Consider the following 20,121-nt stretch of genomic DNA (forward strand, 5'->3'; position numbering starts at 1 on the left):
GGTCATAGAACTTTTTCTGAGCGTAGCCTCACACGTCCAGACACAGACCCTCAGCCATCGGAAAGCCTTCGCAGATGTTTTTTGCTTCAGATAATTGGGCTGGCGCCCACCCGGCCGTCAATGAGCGGCTGTCTCGGGAATCGACACGTTTTGCCGCCGCCTATGGCACCAGCGAACTCGATCTCTCGATCGAAAGGCGCTTCAACGAAATCTTCGAACGCGAGGTTGCGGTGTTTTTTGTCGCGACCGGTACGGCGGCCAATTCTCTGTCGCTTGCCAGCATCGCCCGCGCCGGCGGCCTGACGTTCTGCCATTCGGAAGCCCATGTGATCGAGGATGAATGCGGCGCGCCGGATTTCTTTTCCGGCATGCGCATGGTCGCTGTTGAGGGGCCGAATGGTAAGATGTTGCCGGAAAACCTGATCGAGCGCATTGCCCGATATCCGCAGGATGCCGTTCACCACGGCCGCGCCGCCGCCATCACCATGACGCAGGCGACCGAAGCGGGCACCGTCTACACGCTCGACGAAATAGACGCCATTTCCAAGATCGCCAAGGAAAACGGCCTGCCGCTGCACATGGATGGCGCGCGGTTTGCCAATGCACTTACCGCTTTGGGTACCTCGCCGGCCGAAATGACCTGGAAACGCGGCGTTGACGTGCTGTCCTTTGGCGGCACGAAGAATGGCTGCTGGTGCGCGGAAGCAATCGTCTTTTTCGATCCCTCGCTCGCGCGGGATTTCTCGTTCCTGCGCAAACGCACGGCCCAGCTGTTTTCGAAGTCACGTTTCATCGCCGCGCAGTTTGAAGCTTATCTGCAGGACGACCTCTGGCTCGGTCTTGCAAGCCACGCCAACACCATGGCCAACCGGCTGCGCGCTGGCTTTGGCTCTCTGAACAGCGCGCGTCTCGCCTGGCCGACCCAGGCCAACGAGGTTTTCGCCATTCTTCCGAAAGCAGCCGCTGAAGCCGCAACTGAAAAAGGCGCGAAATTCTATGACTGGCTGGAGCCGCGAGACATGCCGGAAAAGGTCAGCAAGGACGAAGTCCTGATACGCATGGTAACGAGCTTTGCGACGACAGAAGCCGATGTGGACGAATTCCTGTCCATCTGCGCCTCCGTCTAAGACAGAGGAGGGCGTTGCTGTGCGACGCCCTCAAACCTCCTGCAACCGGTAGCCGACCCCGGTTTCCGTCAGGATATAGCGCGGCTGATCCGGAGTTTTTTCGATCTTCTGGCGTAGCTGTCGGACATAGACCCGCAGATATTGCACATCGGTCAATTCGTCCCACACATGTTCAAGCAGAAATCGGTGGGTCAGGACCTTGCCCGCGTGCTGGACGAGGACCCGCAGGATGTCATATTCCTTCGGCGAGAGTTTCACCTCCCGGCCCTCAACCTTCACAATGCGCCTCACCAAATCGACAGAGAGGTCACCGGTCTGAAACACGGGCTTCTCCCCCTGGCTTTGCAACCGATGACGCAGGGCAACCCGGATGCGGGCGACGAGTTCGTTCATGCCAAAAGGTTTGGAAACATAGTCATCGGCGCCAAGCTCCAGTGCCCTGACGATACCCGCCTCGTCCGTGCGGCTGGAAAGAATGATGACAGGCAGGGCAAGCCCCTCGCGACGCCATTTCGCAAGGAGATCGTGGCCCGACATATCCGGCAGGCCGAGGTCCAGAACGATCAGATCGGGCTGGTCCTGCTCCACCAGTTGCATGGCCACCTTCGCATTCATCGCCTCGCTCACCGCGTAATCCTGGCTCGACAGGCCCACGCGCAATAGCTTGCGAATGGGCGGTTCATCGTCGACGATCAAAATACGAACGGCGGAATTGGTCATTCCGATCTCCTTCAGCGGCCGAATGCGGCATCACCGTTTCTTATCAGCAATCGCGCCTTAATCATGGTCTATCATCGGGGCATCTGGAGGAACCGGCAGACTGACCGTAAACTGAGCGCCCGCCCGACCCGATCTGTTTTCCGCCCTTATCGAGCCGCCCATGGCCTCGATAAACCCCTTGCAGATGGAGAGGCCAAGCCCGGTTCCCGCCTGCACGTGATCCGTCTTCCGTACCCGGTAAAAACTGTCAAACACCCGCTCCAGATCGTCAGGCGGAATGCCCGGTCCGGCATCGGCGACAGCGAGGAAGATCGTTTTCCCCTGCCGCCAGCTGCGGATTTCAATTTGTGTATTTTCGGGCGCATATTTGGCGGCATTGTCGATAAGATTGAACAGCACCTGCTCGAACAGCACAGGATCGACTTTCAGCATCGGCAAGTCGGAGGGAATATCCAGAACAATTTCATGCCTCACGATAATTTTCGCCGCACGGGAAATTGCGGTGCCAACCATATCGCCGACAAAGTGCAGACCAAAATTCGGCTCCATCGCACCGGAACCGATCCGGGTCATGTCGAGAAGGTTGGAGATGAACCGGTTGAGCCGCTCGGATTCTTCGATGATCGTCGAGAGTAGCTCCCCGCGCGCGTCCGGCGGGATATCGTCGGCGAAATCCTTCAGCGTTCCGGCCGAGCCGAGGATTGCCGCGAGCGGCGTTTTGAGGTCGTGGGAAATGGAGGTCAGGAGTGCGGTGCGCAGCCGGTCGGTCTCCGCCGCTAACCTTGCCCGATCGACATCGGACACAAGTTGTATCCGCTCGATGGCGAGTGCCGCCTGATCGGCCAAGGCATCAAACAGCCGTTGCTGCTCAGGCGTCAGCAGCGGTCCGACGCGGTCATCGTCCAGCCCCACCACACCGACCGCACCGCTGCCGGTCCGCAAGGGGAGATAAAGCCGTTTGGCGCCAGGCAGTGTGTCAGCCCCACGGCCCGCGGCCTTGTTATGCTCCCAGGCCCACTGCGCGGCGGCAATATCGGCATCGACAAGTGTATCATCGGGCGGGTAGCCGGCCTTGACCGCGATCGTGTTGTTTTCCGGCAGAAGCAGAATGATGCGCACCCTCAGCATCGAGGCCATCTGGAACGCTGCGGCCCACAGGACGTCGTCCAACGTGGCCGTTACCGAAAGCTTCTTTGAAAACAGATACAGGTCTTCCGTGGTCCTGGCCCTCGCTCGCGCGGCGGCGGCCTGTCGCTGTACCGCTGCGGTGAGGTTCGAGGCGACCAGCGCCACACCGAAATAAAACAGCAGCGCCACCACGCTTTCGGGATCGCGAACGGTGAGCGTGTAACGCGGTTCGAGAAAAAAGAAATTGAAGGAAAAAGCGCCGAGAAGGGAGGCGTATATGGCGGGTCCCAAGCCGCCGCGGACGGCAGCCGCCAGCACCGCCATAAGGAATACCAGCGCCAGATTTCTCACATCGAGCGTCTGGTCGAGAACGATGCCTGCGACAATTGCCAAACCGACGAACAGCGTACTTGTCAGATATGGCCAGAGCGAGCGGTGCAATGGCGGCGATGCCGCCTTGGCGGCCTGCGCCGGCTTTTCTGTGGACTTATCGCCGGAAATCACATGCACGCTGATATCGCCCGCATGGTCGATCAGATCATGTGTCAGCGAACGCTGGAATAATCGCTGCCACCACGATTTTCGGGGGCGACCGATGATGATGTGAGTGAAGTTATTGGCATTGGCGTAAGACAGGATCTCGCGGGTCAGATCAAGCGCCGGCAACGTCACCGTCTCGCCGCCAAGCTGCTGCGCAAGGCGCATGGTGGAAGCCAACCGATCCTTATCGGCGTCAGACATTTGCTGGGAGCGCGGCGTATCGAGGTGCAGAGCCGTCCACGGCGCCCGCAGGCGATCCGCCTGCCTTCGGGCATATCGCACCAGCCCCGGGCCGTTGCCGCCGTGATCCAGGCAAACGAGGACCCTGTCTCCCGCCGCCCAGGGGCCGGAGATGGCGTGGGACTGCATGTGGTTGAGCAATTGCTCATCCACTCGCTGCGCGGTGCGCCGCAGCGCCAGTTCGCGCAACGCCGTCAGGTTGCCGCGTGAGAAATAATTTTCGATGGCCCTGCGCGCGGTACGCGGCAGATAGACCTTGCCATCCTGCAAACGCTTGATCAGATCGTCAGGCGTGATGTCGATGATCTCGACATCGTCCGCCCGGTCGATGATGCTGTCGGGCACGGTTTCACGAACACGGATGCGGGTGATCTGCGCGACGATGTCGTTCAGGCTTTCAACATGCTGGATATTCAGCGTTGTGTAGACATCTATCCCCTGCGCCAGAATCTCCTGAACATCCATGTAGCGCTTTGGATGACGGCTGCCAGTCGCATTGGTGTGGGCCAGTTCATCGACCAGAACAAGGGAGGGCCTGCGGGCAAGGATCGCATCCAGATCCATCTCCTCCAGTACCTGTCCGCGATATTCAATACGCCTGCGCGGAACAACGGACAGCCCGTCGACCAGCGCCTCGGTGTCTTTACGACCGTGGGTTTCGACGACACCGATGATCGTGTCGACGCCGTCCGCAAGCTTCGCCCGGCCGGACATCAACATCTCATAGGTCTTGCCGACGCCGGGTGCTGCGCCCAGAAAAATCTTCAGCCGGCCTCGCGCCTCACGCCTGGCGCTCTCCAGAAGCGCATCGGGCGACGGTCGGCTCGGGATATTGCTGATATCGTCAGGCATTTAACCACCAGTGGTCGAGGCTATGGCTTGCGGACAAGCCATAGCCATTTCAATTCATGAGCCGGCTGCGTCAAGCTCCATATTCAGCGCGAGCACATTCACCACGGGCTCTCCCACGAAACCAAGCTCCGGCCCTTCGACATGACGCTCGACGATCGCCCGCAGGGCTGCCTCATCCACGCCCCTGGCCTTTGCAACCCGGGGAATCTGGAAATAGGCAGCCTCTGGTGAAACATGCGGATCAAGGCCGCTGCCCGACGCCGTCACCAGATCGGCCGGAACCTCGGCCGCCGGGTTTTCGCCTTTTGCGGCCTCATAATCTTTCTTCACCCTGTCGATGAGTTTGCCGCTCGTCGGACCGAGGTTGGAGCCGGATGAAGACGCGGCATTGTAGCCATCACCTGCAGCCGATGGCCTGCCATGGAAATATTTCTCACTGGCAAAGGCCTGCCCGATCAATTGCGAACCCACAACCGCACCATTCTTTTCGATTAGGCTGCCATTTGCCTGAAAGGGGAAGATCGCCTGAGCGAGACCCGTCATGCCCAGAGGATAGGCCAGGCCGGTGATGGCGGTGGTGGCGAGGATGAGCACCAGTGCGGGACGAAGCTGCTTGAACATTGTCTTTACTCCTCAGGCGAGACCGAGCGCCGTGACGGCGAGGTCGATGAGCTTGATGCCGATGAAGGGGACGATGATGCCGCCAAGCCCGTAGATGACCAGATTGCGCGACAGGAGTGCGCCTGCGCCGATCGGACGGTATTTGACACCCTTCAAGGATAGCGGGATGAGCGCGATGATGATCAGCGCGTTGAAGATGATGGCCGACAGAATGGCGCTTTGCGGCGTCGAAAGCCCCATCACGTTGAGCACGCCAAGCTGCGGATAAAGCGCCAGAAACATCGCCGGGATGATGGCGAAATATTTGGCGATATCGTTGGCAATGGAGAAGGTCGTCAGAGCGCCGCGCGTCATCAGCAACTGCTTGCCGATTTCAACGATCTCGATGAGCTTTGTCGGATCGCTGTCGAGATCGACCATATTGCCCGCTTCACGCGCCGCCACCGTGCCAGTGTTCATGGCAACCCCGACATCTGCCTGCGCCAGCGCCGGCGCATCGTTCGTGCCGTCGCCGCACATGGCCACCAGCTTGCCCTTGGCCTGTTCCTCGCGGATGAGGTCCAGCTTGTTTTCCGGTGTCGCCTGGGCGAGGAAATCGTCGACACCGGCTTCCGCTGCGATGGCGGCAGCCGTCATCGGATTGTCGCCAGTGATCATGACCGTGCGGATGCCCATGCGGCGAAGCTCCGCGAAACGCTCGCGAATGCCACCCTTGACGATATCCTTCAGTTGCACGACGCCGAGCAGCTTGCCGTCGCGCACCACGGCAAGCGGTGTGCCGCCAGCCTTGGCGATATCTTCCGCTATCACGCGGATTGCCCGCGTGGCATCCGTTTCGGTTTTGAGGGCGAGCGCCGAATTGCCATGTTGCAGAGTGCCGCCATCGACATAGGCAAGAACCGCATCAACCGCGCCCTTTCGAATAGAGGCACCTTCGAAGTCCACGCCGCTCATGCGGGTCTGGGCGGTGAAGGGCACGAAGCTGGCGTGCAGCTTCTGCATGTCACGGGCACGGATACCGTATTTTTCCTTGGCCAGCACCACGATGGAGCGACCTTCCGGGGTTTCGTCGGCGAGCGAGGCGAGCTGCGCAGCATCGGCAAGCTCCTGTTCGGAAACGCCGGGGATGGGGCGGAATTCGGTCGCCTGCCGGTTGCCAAGCGTGATGGTGCCGGTCTTATCGAGCAGCAGCGTATCGACGTCACCCGCCGCCTCGACGGCACGGCCGGACATGGCGAGAACGTTGAAACGCACCAGCCTATCCATGCCGGCAATGCCGATGGCGGAGAGAAGTGCACCGATGGTGGTCGGGATGAGTGTCACGAACAGTGCCACCAGCACGATGATCGGGATGGAACCGCCGGCATAGGCCGCGAAACTCGGTATGGTCGCGGTGGCGAGAACGAAGATCAGCGTCATGCCCGCAAGCAGGATGTTGAGCGCGATCTCGTTCGGTGTCTTCTGGCGCTCGGCGCCTTCGACCAGCGAAATCATCCGGTCGAGGAAGGTAGAGCCGGCAGCAGCAGTGATGCGAACGCGGATCCAGTCCGACAACACCTGCGTGCCGCCGGTAACCGCTGAACGATCGCCGCCGGATTCGCGGATGACGGGTGCGGATTCGCCCGTGATGGCGGCCTCATTGACGGAGGCGACGCCTTCGATAACCTCGCCGTCGGAGGGAATGATATCGCCTGCCTCGACGAGAACGACATCGTTCACCTTCAAACTGGTGCCGGCCACCATCTTATATTGACTGCGGTCGTCACCGCTCAGCAGCTTCGCCTGGGTTTCGGTGCGCGTCCGGCGCAGCGAATCCGCCTGCGCCTTGCCGCGTCCTTCGGCAACGGCTTCCGCGAAATTGGCAAACAACACGGTGAACCAGAGCCAAAGGTTGATCTGGAACGAAAATCCGAGATTGGCGCCACCGGTGATGAGATCACGGATGAATAGCACCGTCGTCAGCACCGACACCGTCGCCACCACGAACATGACCGGATTACGCGCAAGCGTGCGCGGATTGAGTTTTTTGAATGCGTCGGCAATGGCCGGCACGAGAATGCGAGAATCAAGAATGCTCGCTTGTTTGGACTGGCTCATGAAGAGGCTCCAGCGTTTGAAACAGGGCGATCGATGAGGGTCGATCAGCCCGTGATAACTTCGAGCGCGACAACGGCGGCGAACAGAGCCGCCATCATCGCAAGAATGAGATTGGAGGCGCACCAGCCGCCCGGCGTGGCGTTCCCTTTAACGGGAGCGCCTTTGCGAGCGGAGACGCGGTCACGTGGGGACATGTCGTCAGTCATGGCATCACCTCAGAACAGCTGGCCTGCCGCCATCACCAGATGTTCGGCAACGGGGCCAAGCGCGAGTGCCGGCAGGAAGGTAAGGCCGCCGACAACCAGGATGGTACCAACAAGCAGGCCAACGAAGAGCGGTCCATCCGTGGGGAAGGTGCCGGCCGAGGCCGGAACCGTCTTCTTGGCGACCAGTGAGCCGGCAATGGCCAGAGCTGGAATGATCACCAGAAAGCGCCCCATCAACATGCCAAAGCCAAGCGTAATGTTGTACCAGCTGGTATTGCCGCTAAGCCCCCCGAAAGCCGAGCCATTATTGGCGGCCGCCGACGTATAGGCGTAGAGGATTTCAGAAAAGCCGTGCGGACCCGCCGTTCCTATCGACGCCACGGCCGAAGGCAGGACGGTGGCAATGGCCGTAAAAATTAGCATGGCGAGCGGCAGGCAAAGAATGGCCAGAACCGCCATCTTCATTTCCTTGGCCTCGATCTTCTTGCCCAGATATTCCGGCGTCCGTCCGACCATTAGCCCCGCCACGAAGATGGCAATGACGATGAAGAGCAGAATGCCGTAGAAACCCGCGCCCACGCCACCGACGATCACTTCGCCCAGCTGCATATTGATAAGCGGGATAAGACCACCCAGCGCCGTGAAGCTCCCATGCATGGCATTGACCGCGCCACATGATGCCGCCGTGGTAATCACCGCAAAGAGCGACGAGAGCGCCACGCCGAAACGGACCTCCTTGCCCTCCATGTTACCGCCGACAAGACCGAAGCCGTGCATCAGCGGGTTTCCGGCCGCTTCCGCCCAATAGGTGACGGCAACGCCGGCGACGAACAGCACACCCATGGCGGCGAGGATTGCCCAGCCCTGACGCTGATTGCCGACCATGCGACCGAAGACATTGGTAAAGGCCGCGCCGATCGCGAAGATCGACACCATCTGGATCATGTTGGAAATGGCGTCCGGGTTCTCGAAGGGATGCGCGGAATTGGCATTAAAGAAACCGCCGCCATTGGTGCCCAGCATCTTGATCGCCAACTGCGACGCCACGGGGCCAACGGCAATCGTCTGCTGCGCGCCTTCCAGCGTCTGCGCCGTGACGTAAGGCCCAAGCGTCTGCGGCACGCCGAGCGAGACATAAACCAGCGTCAGCACGATGCAGAGCGGCAGCAGCACATAAAGCGTAGAGCGGACCATATCCACCCAGAAATTACCGATCGCCTTGCCGGATGCCCGCGAAAAAGCGCGGATCAGACCAATGGCGATTGCCATGCCGGTTGCGGCGGAAACGAAGTTCTGCACTGTAAAACCGGCCATCTGGGTCAGGTAGGACATGGTGCTTTCGCCACCATAGTTCTGCCAGTTGGTATTCGTGACAAAGCTGACCGCCGTGTTAAAGGACAGCTCCGGCCCCACGGCCGGCATTGACTGCGGATTATAGGGTAGAACCGCCTGAAAGCGCATTAGCGCATAAAGCAGGGCAAAACCGAGAAGGTTGAAGAGAAGCATGGAGAAGGCGTAGGTCGTCCAGTGCTGCTCCTCACGCTCGCTTGTTCCAGCAAGCGCATAAAGGCCGCGCTCGACGGGTACGAGAACCGGCGACAGCACGGTCCGCTCGCCATTGAAGACGCGCGCCATATAGAAGCCGAGCGGCTTCACCAGCGCAAAGATGATCCCGCAGAAAAGCAGGACCTGAAACCATCCATTGAGGGTCATGGTATTTAACTTTCAATAGCCGCCGCTTCCCGATCAGAAGCGTTCGGGGCGAATGAGAGCGTAGGTGAGATAGGCGGCGATAAAGACCGTAACGGCGCCGCTCAGGATATAATCGAGGGTCATCGCAGCCTCCGTCTAAAGCCGGTCACAGGCGCGCGTATAGGCAAAGCAGATGGCGAAAAACACCGTGGCTGCGCCGACAAGAACAAGATCCATCATCGATGGGACTCCTTTTTAATCGAGGAGCCGGACAGGAAGAAAAGCGCCGTCATGTGGGACGTCGCTTTTCAATCTTTCTGGCTGGAAAGGGAACACCATCCCTTCCCGCACAGAAGATGCACCCGAACCGCATAAAGGTTCGAGACGGCCGCAAAGGGAATAAAATAGGAATCCTATAGGAATTTTCGAAGCCGGCCGGAGCGGGCAACGGGTCACGTCTTCACGAAAGAGCGGTCACGCGAAAGCGGAAATAATGTCCTCTGGCGCACTTTCGCTTGCCAGCAACGCCGCGAGCAGAATGCGGGCCTGGCCAGGACGAAGCGTGGACGAATGCACGGCACCCGCCGCGACGAGATCGTGGCCGCCGCCGCCGCCGCCATAACTCGCGACCAGCAGGCCTTCAGGGACACGGCTAGAAACCACGACCGGAACACCGCGATCTGCGCAGCGCTTCACCGCTTCAGCAATATGCGGATTGGCGTTGCCGGAACCGAGGGCGGCGAGGACGATGCCCTTTGCGCCGGCCTGTAGGCTCGCATCGATGTGGGTGGCTTCGCAGCCGGGATGGATGGCGACAATATCGACGCGTTGGCTGGCAACGGAGGCGGTAAGATGGAGCGCCCCATCGGTAACCAGCGGCCGGGCGGAGCGGAAGGCGTCCGCAGCGTCAGCGCTCAACTTATAAAGTCCCCACGCCGGCAACGAGCGACCACCAAAAGAAAGAAGCACACCCTTCGTGGCGTTCTGTTCATCGAGCGCCATCTCTATGGCGCGGCCGAGGTTCGCCGGTCCGTCGGCCTCATCATGGTCTGCGGTAAACTGCGCGCCGGTGAAGATGACAGGCTTGGTGAGGACATGTTGCAGATGCACAAGCAGGGACGTTTCCTCCATGGCATCGGTTCCATGCAGAACGACGACCCCCGCCACGGCGGGATCGTCAAGTTCGGCACCGACCGCATCGCTGATGCACTGCATGTCGGTCAGTGTCAGGCTGGAGGAATCCTTTGCCATCAGATCGATCGGCTTCAGCCGGGCGTTGACCTGCGGCACAAGCGCCAGCAGATCGTCACCGGAGAGGCTGGGCGTGCTGGCGCCATCGGCGCCTCGCCTGCTCGCAATCGTACCACCGGTGGCGATCACCGCCACCAGTGGAATTGATCCCTGCCCGATCAATGCGACGCTCCTGTGCCTGCCTGTTCGCCTGCAAGACGGTGGATGCGATCACGCAGGAGGTACCAGCCGATCACCAGTGCAGGAATGATGACAATCAGCGAGGCAATGGTCCAAGAGCCGACAGGATAATCAAACGCCATCAGCACAAGAACACCAAAAAGGAAGATGAGCGTGAGGATGCCGGTATAGGGAGCGCCGAACATGCGGAAATCCGGACGCGCAAGCTCGCCACGCTGCGACAGTTGCCAGAGTTTGAGCTGGCAAAGCACGATGACGGCCCAGGCGCAGATAATGCCGAGCGCCGACAGGTTGAGTGCGATTTCAAACGCGGCAGAGGGAACAACGGCGTTGAGCGCGACGCCGAACACGGTCACGACGGCGGTCACCGCGATGCCACCATAGGGCACGCCATTCTTGTTCATCTTGGCCAGCGCTGCCGGGGCCGAGCCTGAGACAGCCATGGAGTGAAGGATGCGGCCGGTGGAATAGAGCCCGGCATTGAGCGAGGAGAGAACCGCAGTCAGAACAACGAGGTTCATGATGACGTCTGCGCCCTGCACGCCGATGGAGCCGAAGAAGGTCACGAACGGGCTCTCACCGGCCTTGTAGGCCGTGTAGGGCAGAAGCAGCGTGAACAACAGCACCGAGCCAACGTAAAACACGACGAGGCGCAGGACGACGGCGCGGATCGCACGCGGCATGACCTTGCGCGGGTCTTCGGTTTCGCCTGCTGCCGTACCGATCAACTCGATCGAGGCATAAGCAAAGACCACACCCTGGATGATGACGAAGGCAGGAAGAATACCGTTCGGGAAGAAGCCGCCATTGTCCGTGATGAGGCTGAAGCCGGTGACATGACCCTCGATAGGCGTACCGAAAATGACGAAATAAACGCCGACAACGAGGAAGATGGCAAGCGCCAGGACCTTGATAAGGCTGAACCAGAACTCCAGTTCGCCGAACACCTTCACCGACAGCATGTTCATCGCCAGCACGACGACCAGCGCCGTCATCGCGAATACCCACTGATCGATGCCCGCAAGCCACGGTACGTATTGCTTGAAGAAATTCATGTAGAGCGCGACGGCGGTGACATCGGCCACCGAGGTCATGGCCCAGTTCAGCCAATACATCCAGCCGGCCGCAAAGGCCATCTTCTCGCCGTAGAACTCGCGTGCATAGGACACGAAGGAGCCGGAGCTCGGGCGGTGCATGATAAGCTCGCCAAGCGCACGCAGCACCAGAAACGCGAAAAAGCCGCAGAGCGCATAAACGAAAACCAGCGCCGGACCGGCCTGTGCGAGACGTCCACCCGCGCCCAGAAAAAGGCCCGTTCCGATGGCGCCGCCGATGGCGATCATCTGGATCTGGCGCGGCTTCAGGGCTTTATGGTAACCGAGGTCCTCTTCAACGAAGACCTCACGTTCGGCGGGCGCCGTTTTTCCAGAATGCATGGATTTATCCTCCCGATAAAATGCTTGTAATCGGCAATAAGCCGGAAATCAAAGTGGAACTGGCGTCGTCCCCAATGCTGGAAATGTGGCCAGCGAATGCGTGCAATCAGTAAAGCTGCATGACAGATTTTTGACCTCATAATTGCATGTCATGGCTTTCGTCAAGAGCGACGGACGATGTTGACCTTCCCCCGCCCTGGGAATATGGTGGATTAATCTGTATGACAGCTTTACAGATTTTGCAACGCTTAAGCCGGTGGAGGACATTGTGAGCGTGACGCGCAAGGAGCATGATTTGCTCGGGTCGAAAGAAATTCCTGCAGAAGTCTATTGGGGCGTGCACACGGCGCGTGCCGTGGAAAACTTCAAGATCACCGGGGTGACCATTGGCCACAATCCTTATCTCGTCAGGGGACTGGCCTACGTGAAGGAGGCGGCCGCACGCGCAAATCACGAACTAGGCCTGCTGGACAAGGAGCGCATGGAAGCGATCGCCGAAGCCTGCCGCGAAATTCGCGCGGGTTCTCTTCACGAGCAATTCGTTGTGGATGAAATCCAGGGCGGCGCCGGCACCTCGACCAACATGAACGCCAATGAGGTCATCGCCAACCGCGCACTCGAACTGCTTGGGCACGAGAAGGGCGATTATACTCATCTGCATCCAAACGATCACGTCAATCTCAGTCAGTCCACCAACGATGCCTATCCGACAGCCGTCAATGTCGGCCTGATCGAATCAATCGACGACCTCGCCGCCTCGATGGGCGTGCTGAAGGAGGCGTTCGACCGCAAGGCGCAGGAATTTGCCGGCTTCATCAAGATCGGCCGCACCCAATTGCAGGACGCCGTGCCGATGACGCTCGGTCAGGAATTCCGCACCTTCGTTGTGATGCTGGGAGAGGATCAGGCACGCCTCATCGAATCGGCAGCCCTTCTACACGAGATCAATCTTGGCGCTACGGCCATCGGTACCGGGCTCAACGCACCGCGCGGTTATGCCGAGCTTGCCTGCCGCCATCTGGCGGAACTGACCGGGCGGCCGCTGGTGACGGCTGCCGACCTCATCGAAGCCACCCAGGACCCCGGCGCCTTCGTGCACCTTTCCGGCGTGCTGAAACGCGTCGCGGTCAAGCTCTCCAAAACCTGCAACGACCTTCGCCTGCTTTCGTCAGGCCCGCGCGCCGGGATTGGCGAAATCACCCTGCCCTCCGTCCAGGCGGGCTCCAGCATCATGCCGGGCAAGATCAATCCGGTCATTCCCGAAGTGGTGAACCAGGTGGCCTATGCCGTCATCGGCAACGACATCACCATCACGATGGCGGCGGAAGCGGGACAGCTGCAACTGAACGCTTTTGAACCCATCATGGTGCGCGCGCTATCCCAGAGCATCAGCCAACTCAGCGCCGCCTGCCGTACGCTGGCAGAAAAATGCGTAGACGGCATTGTCGCCAATCCGGCAATCATGGCGCAGCGCGTGGAGGAATCGATCGGTCTCGCCACGGCGCTCAACCCGCTGATCGGTTATTATGCGGCAACCGATGTCGCCAAGGAGGCCCTTGCGAGTGGTCGCACCGTGCCGCAGGTAGTTCTGGAGCGTGGCTATCTCACGGAGGCGCAGTTGCAGCAGGCGCTGAGCCCGCGACACCTTGCCAACCTGCCAACGCTGGTCACGGCTGGCGAAGCCGATCTTCGCCAATGATGGTGGTCACAACCTGCTTCACCTGACCAAGGTGGAGTTCCATTGCCTCCCGCGCCTCGGGCGCTGAACCCCGCCGGATTGCCTCGACAATCCGGCGGTGCTCGAAATTCGAAGCGACGCGGCGACCGGCCATCAGGTTCACCATTCCCGATTGTTGGGCGACGGCTTCGCGGGCATCCGACACCACCTTCGCAAAGAGACGGTTGGCAGAGGCTTCCGCGATGGCACAGTGAAACTGGCCGTCCAGCAGCACCCAGGGATGCGGCCTCTCCTCGGTTTCCATGCGGCTACAGAGATCGAGCAAGACCTGCAATTGCGCATCCGTGCGCCTCAAGGCAGCCCAACCTGCGGCCGGGACTTCGATGAACGGGCGCGCTTCAATCAGATCGCGCGCGGAATAAGCGCCGTAATTCAATTCCGAGGGTGGCGCCAGCGTCATGACGTAGGTGCCGCTGCCGGTGCGCGTTTGCGTCAGGCCCAGCGTCTGGAGAGATCGCAATGCCTCACGGATGATCGGACGGCTGACGCCATAGCGCGTTGCGAGATGGGCTTCCGAGGGCAGGCGCGTGCCGACCCCAAGCTGGCCAGACGTGATGGCGGAACGGATATCTTCGAAGACCGCTTCTGCGGCGTTCTTGCGGTTGATCGGCTGCGCGTCTGCAAGCCAATCCGTCAATCCGCCCATATAAACATCCTCCACATTCTCGATATGTCCGCACCATTACGCCAGCGAGACCGTCCAAACGCGAAAGGTCGGCTGCCGCTCTCGCTGCTAAGCCGACCTTCCTATCATTATCCGGCCTGCCGGAACAACGAGGGTTGATATTTTTGTTGGGGCGAGCGCCGGGGCATCACCGCCCCCCAAACCAGAGGCGAAATTATGCCGTGACTTTAGATGCCTCCGGTTTTTCATCTTCACGCGGGATCCGGAACCACGCGACATAGAGCGCCGGAAGGAAGAGCAGCGTCAGCGCCGTGCCCACCACAATGCCGCCCATCATCGCATAGGCCATCGGCCCCCAGAAGATTTCCCGTGATATGGGAATGAGCGCAAGCGTTGCCGCTGCCGCCGTCAACATAATTGGCCGCATGCGGTGCTCGGTCGCTTCGATGACGGCATGCCATGCCGAGACGCCCTCGCTCCTCAAATGCTCGATCTGCACCACCAGAATGACCGAGTTACGAATGAGGATGCCGATCAACGCCAGGACCCCGAGAATGGCAACGAAGCCCATCGGCGCATTGGAGACGAGCAACGCCACCACGACGCCGATCAATGCCGTGGGCGCGACGGCGAAGACGAGGAACAGGCGGCTGAAGCTCTGAAGCTGAACCATCAGGATTGTCGCCATCGCAAACAGCATCAAAGGCACCACGGCAACGATCGGAGCCTGCGAATCCGCGCTGGACTCCACCGAGCCGCCGATTTCGAGCTTGTAACCGACAGGAAGTGTCTTTTCGAACGCTTCGAGCTTTGGCTTCAACTGTTCCACGATCGTGGCGGGTTGTGTCGGGCCAATAATGGCTGCCTTGACGGTAACGGTCGGAATCCTGTCACGACGCCAGATTGTCGGTTGCTCCAGCTCATAGCGGAAGTTTGCAATTGCGGAGAGTGGTACTGCCTTTCCATTTGTCGCCGGCAGTTGCAGGTTCTGCAACGTCTCGATCGAACCGCGCTCCGCCAGCTGCGCGCGCGCCACGACGTTCACGAGATAGATGTCATCCCTGACCTGGGTGACGGTGGAGCCCTCGACAATGCTGTTCATAGCATTGGCGATATCTTCCGACGAGACGCCGAGCTGGCGGGCCTTGTCCTGGATGACATCCACCTTCACCACACGCGTCGGCTCGTTCCAATCCATCACGAGGTTGGAAAGCAACTGGTGGTCTCCGACGATGCCGGACAATTGCTGGCCAAGTTCGCGGACCTTCTGAATATCAGGACCGCTCAGCCGATATTGAACCGGTTTCCCGACGGGGGGGCCGATATCAAGCAATTTCACGAAGGCATCCGTACCGGCAAATGTTCGGTTGAGATACTCCTGCAGGTCCGCGCGGACCTTGTCGCGCACATCCAACCCCTTGGTAACAATCACCGTCTGACCGAAGGTCACGTCAGGGGTCTGAACGTCGAAGGACAAGATAAAGCGCGGGGCGCCTTCGCCGACATAGGTTGTCCAATGGTCGACATCAGGATTGTTGGCGAGCATGTCCTGCTCGAACTGCGCCATCTGGCGGTTGGTTTCCGCAATCGAACTGTTCTGCGGCAGGTTCCAGTCGACGATCAGTTCGACGCGGTCGGATGAGGGGAAGAACTGCTGCTGGACCAAACTCATGCCCGCGATGGAAAGACCAAACAATGCAATGGTCATGATGATCGTGACCCAGCGCCAGCGCAGCGCCCGGCCAAGAAGCCATGAAAAAGCAGAAGCGAAGCGACCTTTCTTTTCATGGTGGGATTTCATTGTCTTCGGAAGGATTGTCACGCCGAGAAGCGGCGTGAAGAGAACCGCGACGATCCACGACACGATGAGCGAAACGGCAATCACCACGAACAGCGTGAAGGTGAATTCACCCGCGGCGCTATTGTTGAGGCCGACGGGAATAAAGCCCGCGACAGTGACCAGCGTTCCCGTCAGCATCGGAAAAGCGGTCGACGTGTAAACGTAGGTTGCGGCTTTCCTGAGATCGTCTCCGACCTCCAGCCGCGCCACCATCATCTCGACGGCGATCATCGCGTCATCAACAAGCAGACCAAGCGCGATGATGAGTGCACCAAGCGAAATACGTTGCAGCGAAATGCCCGTGTATTCCATGTAGACGAAGGTAATGGCCAGCACGAGTGGAATGGAGACGGCAACCACCATGCCGGCCCTGAGGCCAAGGCTGATAAAGCTGATGACGAGGACGATGGCGATGGCTTCAAAGAGCGCCGAGGTGAAGCCGGAGACCGCTTCATCGACCACGGCCGGCTGATCGGACACGCGGTGCACGTCGACACCAACAGGCAAATCCGAAACGACACGCTTCATCTGCGCATCCAGCGCTTCCCCAAAATGGAGAAGGTTCGCGCCGGTCTTCATGCCGATAGCAAGGCCGATTGCCGGCTGGCCGTTGAAGCGGAACAGCGAGGATGGCGGGTCGACATAACCACGCCGGATCGTCGCCACTTCTGTCAGCGGGAAGAAGCGGTTGTTGACCCGCAGATTGATGGAGCGAAGGCTTTCCTCGGAGGTGAATTGCCCGCTCACCCGCAACGCCACACGCTCTGGCCCGGCATTGACGAAGCCGGATTGCGTGACCGCGTTCTGGGATTGCAGCGTGTTGATGATCGACTGCTGGTCGATGCCGAGCGCCGCGATCTGCCGCGTGGAAAACTCCAGATAAATCGCCTCGTCCTGCGCGCCAATGACATCGACCTTACCGATATTGTCGACCGTCAGTACCTTGGCACGGGCATCCTCTACCAGATCACGCAATTGGCGCTGGCTGAGACCGTCGCTGGTGAAGGCATAGATATTGCCATAGACATCGCCGAAACGGTCGTTGAAAAACGGGCCGACCACGCCAGAGGGAAATTCACCCTTGATGTCGCCGATCATGTTGCGAACACGCACCCAGGTCGGCTCGACATTACGCGCCTTGGTTTCCGGCACCAACTCCACAAAGATCGTCGTGCGTCCGGCCATCGTCTGGCTGCGCACATAGTCGAGATTGTCGAGTTCCTCGAGCTTCTTCTCGATTCTGTCGGTGACCTGCTTGGCCACCTCCTCCGCGGAAGCGCCGGGCCATTGCGCGCTGATCACCATGGTTTTGATGGTGAAGTTTGGATCTTCCTCGCGGCCTAGATTGAGGTAGGAGAAAACGCCGGCGAGAACGAAGACCAGCATGAAATACCAGACAAGCGAACGGTGTTCGAGCGCCCAGTCGGAAAGGTTGAATTTCTTCACTGACGGACCTCCTGATCGATCCTGATGGCCTGTCCATCCTTGAGTTTGTGGACACCGGCGCTGGCGACGCGCTCGCCCGGCTTGATGCCGCCGGTGACGCGCACGCTTCCACTCTCTGCGGGATCGCCCTCAATCGTGACGGGCCTGAACGTCACTGTCGCCGTATCGACATTGACGATCCAGACGCCCCAGCCGTTGTCGGTTTTCAAAAGGGACGATGAGGGCAGCATGATGCGGGGTTCGGATGCAACAACGACGGAGGCCGTGACCACGGAGCCCAAGCGGAAGGCTGATGGTGCATCCTGAAGGCTGATCTTCGTGCGACGTGTCCTTGTCGCCGTTTCGGCTTCCGGCGCAATTTCGCGCACGACACCGGTGGTGCGAATTTTTGGATCAAGTTGCAGGGCGATATCGAAGACGGAGCCGATCTCCAGTCGCTGGGCTGCAAATTGTGGAACGTCGACCACCACATCGCGCACCTCCGGGCGGGCGATGGTCACGACAGTCTGACCGGCGGAGACGACCTGGCCAATCTCACCTGCCGTTGCCGTGACCACGCCGTCGAATTCAGCACGTAATTGCGCATAACCCAGCTGTTCCTCGGCCTTATCGAGATTGGCCCGGGCCTTGGCGACGGCGGCATTGGCAGTGCGGGTCGCCTGTTCGGCTTCTTCCAACGCCGCTTCCGTGCCGCTTCGGGCTTCGGCCAGCACGCGCTGGCGCTGTTCTGTCGTGACCGCATTGGCGAGTTGCGCTTCCGTATTGGAAAGATCGGACTGAGCACTCTTCACCGCAAGCTCAAGGGCAAGCGGATCGATCGAGGCCACGACATCGCCTTTCTTGACCAGATCGGCGACATCGACGTTGCGGGCGATGATGCGTCCCAGAACACGGAAACCGAGATTTGTCTGGATGCGCGGTTCAACCGTACCGGTCAGCCGCAGCGCATCCGCTGGCTTCTCTTCCACGACGACGGAAAGTACCGGACGCGGTGGCTCAGCGGCGGCTTCCTGCTGTTCCTGGCAGGAGGAAACGGCAATTACCACGGCTCCCAACAACAAGCTTTTGTATATCCTGAACATTATTGTGCTTGCCCCTTTTCATAGGCGACCTTTTCACCAGCGCGGAGGAACTTGGTCCCAACGGTGACGACGAGATCGCCGGGATTAAGCCCCTCAGCGACGACAAACTGGCCGGTCTCGTAATCGGCGACCTCAACACGCCGCATATCAACCTCCTGCGACCGCGGATCGACCACCCAGACGGCTGGAGAACCCTCTTGCGACGTCATCGCAGACCATGGCAGCTCGATCGCGTCGACCTGTTTGAAGCGGAAATGACCGGAGACGGGAGCACCGAGCGGCATTGTCATGTCACCATTCAGCCCGACCTTGACCCTTATCGTGCCATTGTCGGGGTCGATCGTCGGCGAAATCTCCCGCACCGGCGCCTCAATCGTGCGGGCAGGATCCGAGAGAAGACTGACATCGACGAGATTGTTGATATCGCGCTCTAGGAACAGGGATTCATAGACATCGAAAACCGCATCGCGCGGCCCGTCATGCGCCAGCGTGAAGACGAGCTGGGCTGCCTGCGCCACTTGACCCACTTCGACGTTGCGCGCCGTAATCACACCGTCTGCATCGGCTCGAAGCTCAGTATACGACAGCGCATCCCGCGCCGTATCCAACTGCGCCTGTGCAGATCTGACGGCACCCTGCGCCGTGAGCAGAGTTTCCTGGGCCTTGTCCACCGCCGAACGCGATGTCACCTGCGTCTTGAAGAGGCTTTGTTGCCGATCGAAGGCCAATTTAGCCTGCGTCTGCTGCGCCTCGGCAGATTGGAGGTTGGCAAGCGCGACGTCGAGATCAGCCTTTTGTTCTTCAGGATCGATACGGGCCAGCAATTGCCCTGTCTTGACCCTGGTACCGACATCCACAAGGCGCTCGATTATCTTGCCACTGACCCGGAAAGACAGATCCGTCTGAACCCGCGCCCTCACTTCGCCCGTGATAAGGCTACCGCGATCCACGGGCTTCTTTTCAGCCACAACCACGTCCACCGTGCGCAGTGGTTTTTTGGAAGGCGGCTCTTCGTTGCTGCAGGCCGAGAGGGCGAAAATGCCGCCGAGCGCCGCCGCGATGAGAATGGTTTTCATGGTGACCTCTTGATCTTCGCATCGTCCTATAATATTTGACTAACCGAATAGTCAATGAAATTCTTGTACCGTAGATCGGTTGTCTGCACACCATCAAACCGGACCTCCGAAGGACTCTCCTGTTCGCCCCGCACACGCCCGCGAGTGCGTCAGCACCCGTCCTTAATGGTGTCGAATGAGCAGCTTGGCAAAAATCCATTCCGGTTTTTACGCCGGTGCTGTAG

Annotated in this window: 15 protein-coding genes; 2 read left to right on the forward strand and 13 right to left on the reverse strand. The window is 59.7% G+C overall.

Features of this window, described 5'->3' with window-relative positions; genetic code table 11:
- Positions 1–74: 74 nt before the first annotated feature.
- Complete coding sequence (locus FS804_RS11650) at positions 75–1,127, forward strand: low specificity L-threonine aldolase (protein WP_144576708.1); 1,053 nt, start codon at positions 75–77, stop codon at positions 1,125–1,127.
- A 30-nt stretch (positions 1,128–1,157) separates the two neighbouring features.
- Here the strand turns inward: FS804_RS11650 and FS804_RS11655 are convergent, their stop codons facing one another.
- The 9 genes from FS804_RS11655 to FS804_RS11690 form a co-directional block, all read right to left on the reverse strand.
- Positions 1,158–1,847: a response regulator transcription factor gene (locus FS804_RS11655; RefSeq protein ID WP_144576709.1), complete on the reverse strand. Its 690-nt coding sequence runs from the start codon at positions 1,845–1,847 to the stop codon at positions 1,158–1,160.
- Between the two features lie 57 nt (positions 1,848–1,904).
- The gene (locus FS804_RS11660; protein ID WP_144576710.1) at positions 1,905–4,607 is read right to left on the reverse strand and encodes a sensor histidine kinase KdpD; all 2,703 of its coding nucleotides are present in this window, start codon (positions 4,605–4,607) and stop codon (positions 1,905–1,907) included.
- Between the two features lie 54 nt (positions 4,608–4,661).
- Positions 4,662–5,228 (reverse strand): potassium-transporting ATPase subunit KdpC, encoded by a 567-nt coding sequence (kdpC, locus tag FS804_RS11665; RefSeq protein WP_144576711.1) that lies wholly within the window; start codon positions 5,226–5,228, stop codon positions 4,662–4,664.
- Positions 5,229–5,240: 12 nt separating this feature from the next.
- Complete coding sequence (gene kdpB, locus FS804_RS11670) at positions 5,241–7,325, reverse strand: potassium-transporting ATPase subunit KdpB (protein ID WP_144576712.1); 2,085 nt, start codon at positions 7,323–7,325, stop codon at positions 5,241–5,243.
- A 44-nt stretch (positions 7,326–7,369) separates the two neighbouring features.
- On the reverse strand, positions 7,370–7,531 hold the full coding sequence (locus FS804_RS24950; protein WP_186376772.1) for a hypothetical protein: 162 nt from the start codon (positions 7,529–7,531) through the stop codon (positions 7,370–7,372).
- 9 nt (positions 7,532–7,540) lie between these two features.
- Positions 7,541–9,244: a potassium-transporting ATPase subunit KdpA gene (gene kdpA, locus FS804_RS11675; protein ID WP_144576713.1), complete on the reverse strand. Its 1,704-nt coding sequence runs from the start codon at positions 9,242–9,244 to the stop codon at positions 7,541–7,543.
- A gap of 33 nt (positions 9,245–9,277) precedes the next feature.
- Positions 9,278–9,367, reverse strand: a complete 90-nt coding sequence (gene kdpF, locus FS804_RS11680; RefSeq protein WP_063950325.1) for a K(+)-transporting ATPase subunit F — start codon at positions 9,365–9,367, stop codon at positions 9,278–9,280.
- Positions 9,368–9,697: 330 nt separating this feature from the next.
- On the reverse strand, positions 9,698–10,636 hold the full coding sequence (locus FS804_RS11685; RefSeq protein ID WP_144576714.1) for an asparaginase: 939 nt from the start codon (positions 10,634–10,636) through the stop codon (positions 9,698–9,700).
- Positions 10,633–12,090, reverse strand: a complete 1,458-nt coding sequence (locus FS804_RS11690) for an amino acid permease (RefSeq protein WP_144576715.1) — start codon at positions 12,088–12,090, stop codon at positions 10,633–10,635. Before FS804_RS11690 ends, FS804_RS11685 begins: the two co-directional genes overlap by 4 nt.
- A gap of 268 nt (positions 12,091–12,358) precedes the next feature.
- Between FS804_RS11690 and FS804_RS11695 the strand changes: the two genes are divergently transcribed.
- Complete coding sequence (locus tag FS804_RS11695) at positions 12,359–13,789, forward strand: aspartate ammonia-lyase (protein WP_236734441.1); 1,431 nt, start codon at positions 12,359–12,361, stop codon at positions 13,787–13,789.
- On the opposite strand, the gene FS804_RS11700 is transcribed toward FS804_RS11695, so the two are convergent.
- From FS804_RS11700 to FS804_RS11715, 4 genes are all read right to left on the reverse strand, one after another.
- Positions 13,758–14,474, reverse strand: coding sequence for a FadR/GntR family transcriptional regulator (locus FS804_RS11700; RefSeq protein ID WP_063950321.1), 717 nt, complete (start codon positions 14,472–14,474; stop codon positions 13,758–13,760). The two genes, FS804_RS11695 and FS804_RS11700, sit on opposite strands and share 32 nt — an antisense overlap.
- 193 nt (positions 14,475–14,667) lie before the next feature.
- Positions 14,668–17,739 carry an efflux RND transporter permease subunit gene (locus tag FS804_RS11705; protein WP_144576716.1) on the reverse strand — a complete coding sequence of 1,024 codons (3,072 nt, stop codon included), beginning with the start codon at positions 17,737–17,739 and terminating at the stop codon, positions 14,668–14,670.
- Entirely contained in the window at positions 17,736–18,821 is a 1,086-nt protein-coding gene (locus tag FS804_RS11710) for an efflux RND transporter periplasmic adaptor subunit (protein WP_144576717.1), read from the reverse strand. The genes FS804_RS11705 and FS804_RS11710 overlap by 4 nt, the downstream gene beginning before the upstream one ends.
- Positions 18,821–19,897 carry an efflux RND transporter periplasmic adaptor subunit gene (locus FS804_RS11715; protein WP_144576718.1) on the reverse strand — a complete coding sequence of 359 codons (1,077 nt, stop codon included), beginning with the start codon at positions 19,895–19,897 and terminating at the stop codon, positions 18,821–18,823. Before FS804_RS11715 ends, FS804_RS11710 begins: the two co-directional genes overlap by 1 nt.
- Between the last annotated feature and the right edge of the window lie 224 nt (positions 19,898–20,121).

Source organism: Agrobacterium sp. DE0009 (assembly GCF_007680755.1).
GTDB lineage: Bacteria > Pseudomonadota > Alphaproteobacteria > Rhizobiales > Rhizobiaceae > Agrobacterium > Agrobacterium tumefaciens_B.

Excerpts from the sequence above, each read along its gene's own strand:
- kdpF (WP_063950325.1), bottom strand. The coding sequence starts at position 9,367 with ATGACCCTCGATTATATCCTGAGCGGCGCCGTTACGGTCTTTATCGCC.
- FS804_RS11650 (WP_144576708.1), top strand. The coding sequence starts at position 75 with ATGTTTTTTGCTTCAGATAATTGGGCTGGCGCCCACCCGGCCGTCAAT.
- FS804_RS11715 (WP_144576718.1), bottom strand. The coding sequence starts at position 19,897 with ATGAAAACCATTCTCATCGCGGCGGCGCTCGGCGGCATTTTCGCCCTC.
- FS804_RS11710 (WP_144576717.1), bottom strand. The coding sequence starts at position 18,821 with ATGTTCAGGATATACAAAAGCTTGTTGTTGGGAGCCGTGGTAATTGCC.
- FS804_RS11690 (WP_144576715.1), bottom strand. The coding sequence starts at position 12,090 with ATGCATTCTGGAAAAACGGCGCCCGCCGAACGTGAGGTCTTCGTTGAA.
- FS804_RS11655 (WP_144576709.1), bottom strand. The coding sequence starts at position 1,847 with ATGACCAATTCCGCCGTTCGTATTTTGATCGTCGACGATGAACCGCCC.
- FS804_RS24950 (WP_186376772.1), bottom strand. The coding sequence starts at position 7,531 with ATGACTGACGACATGTCCCCACGTGACCGCGTCTCCGCTCGCAAAGGC.
- FS804_RS11700 (WP_063950321.1), bottom strand. The coding sequence starts at position 14,474 with ATGGGCGGATTGACGGATTGGCTTGCAGACGCGCAGCCGATCAACCGC.
- kdpC (WP_144576711.1), bottom strand. The coding sequence starts at position 5,228 with ATGTTCAAGCAGCTTCGTCCCGCACTGGTGCTCATCCTCGCCACCACC.
- FS804_RS11660 (WP_144576710.1), bottom strand. The coding sequence starts at position 4,607 with ATGCCTGACGATATCAGCAATATCCCGAGCCGACCGTCGCCCGATGCG.
- kdpB (WP_144576712.1), bottom strand. The coding sequence starts at position 7,325 with ATGAGCCAGTCCAAACAAGCGAGCATTCTTGATTCTCGCATTCTCGTG.
- kdpA (WP_144576713.1), bottom strand. The coding sequence starts at position 9,244 with ATGACCCTCAATGGATGGTTTCAGGTCCTGCTTTTCTGCGGGATCATC.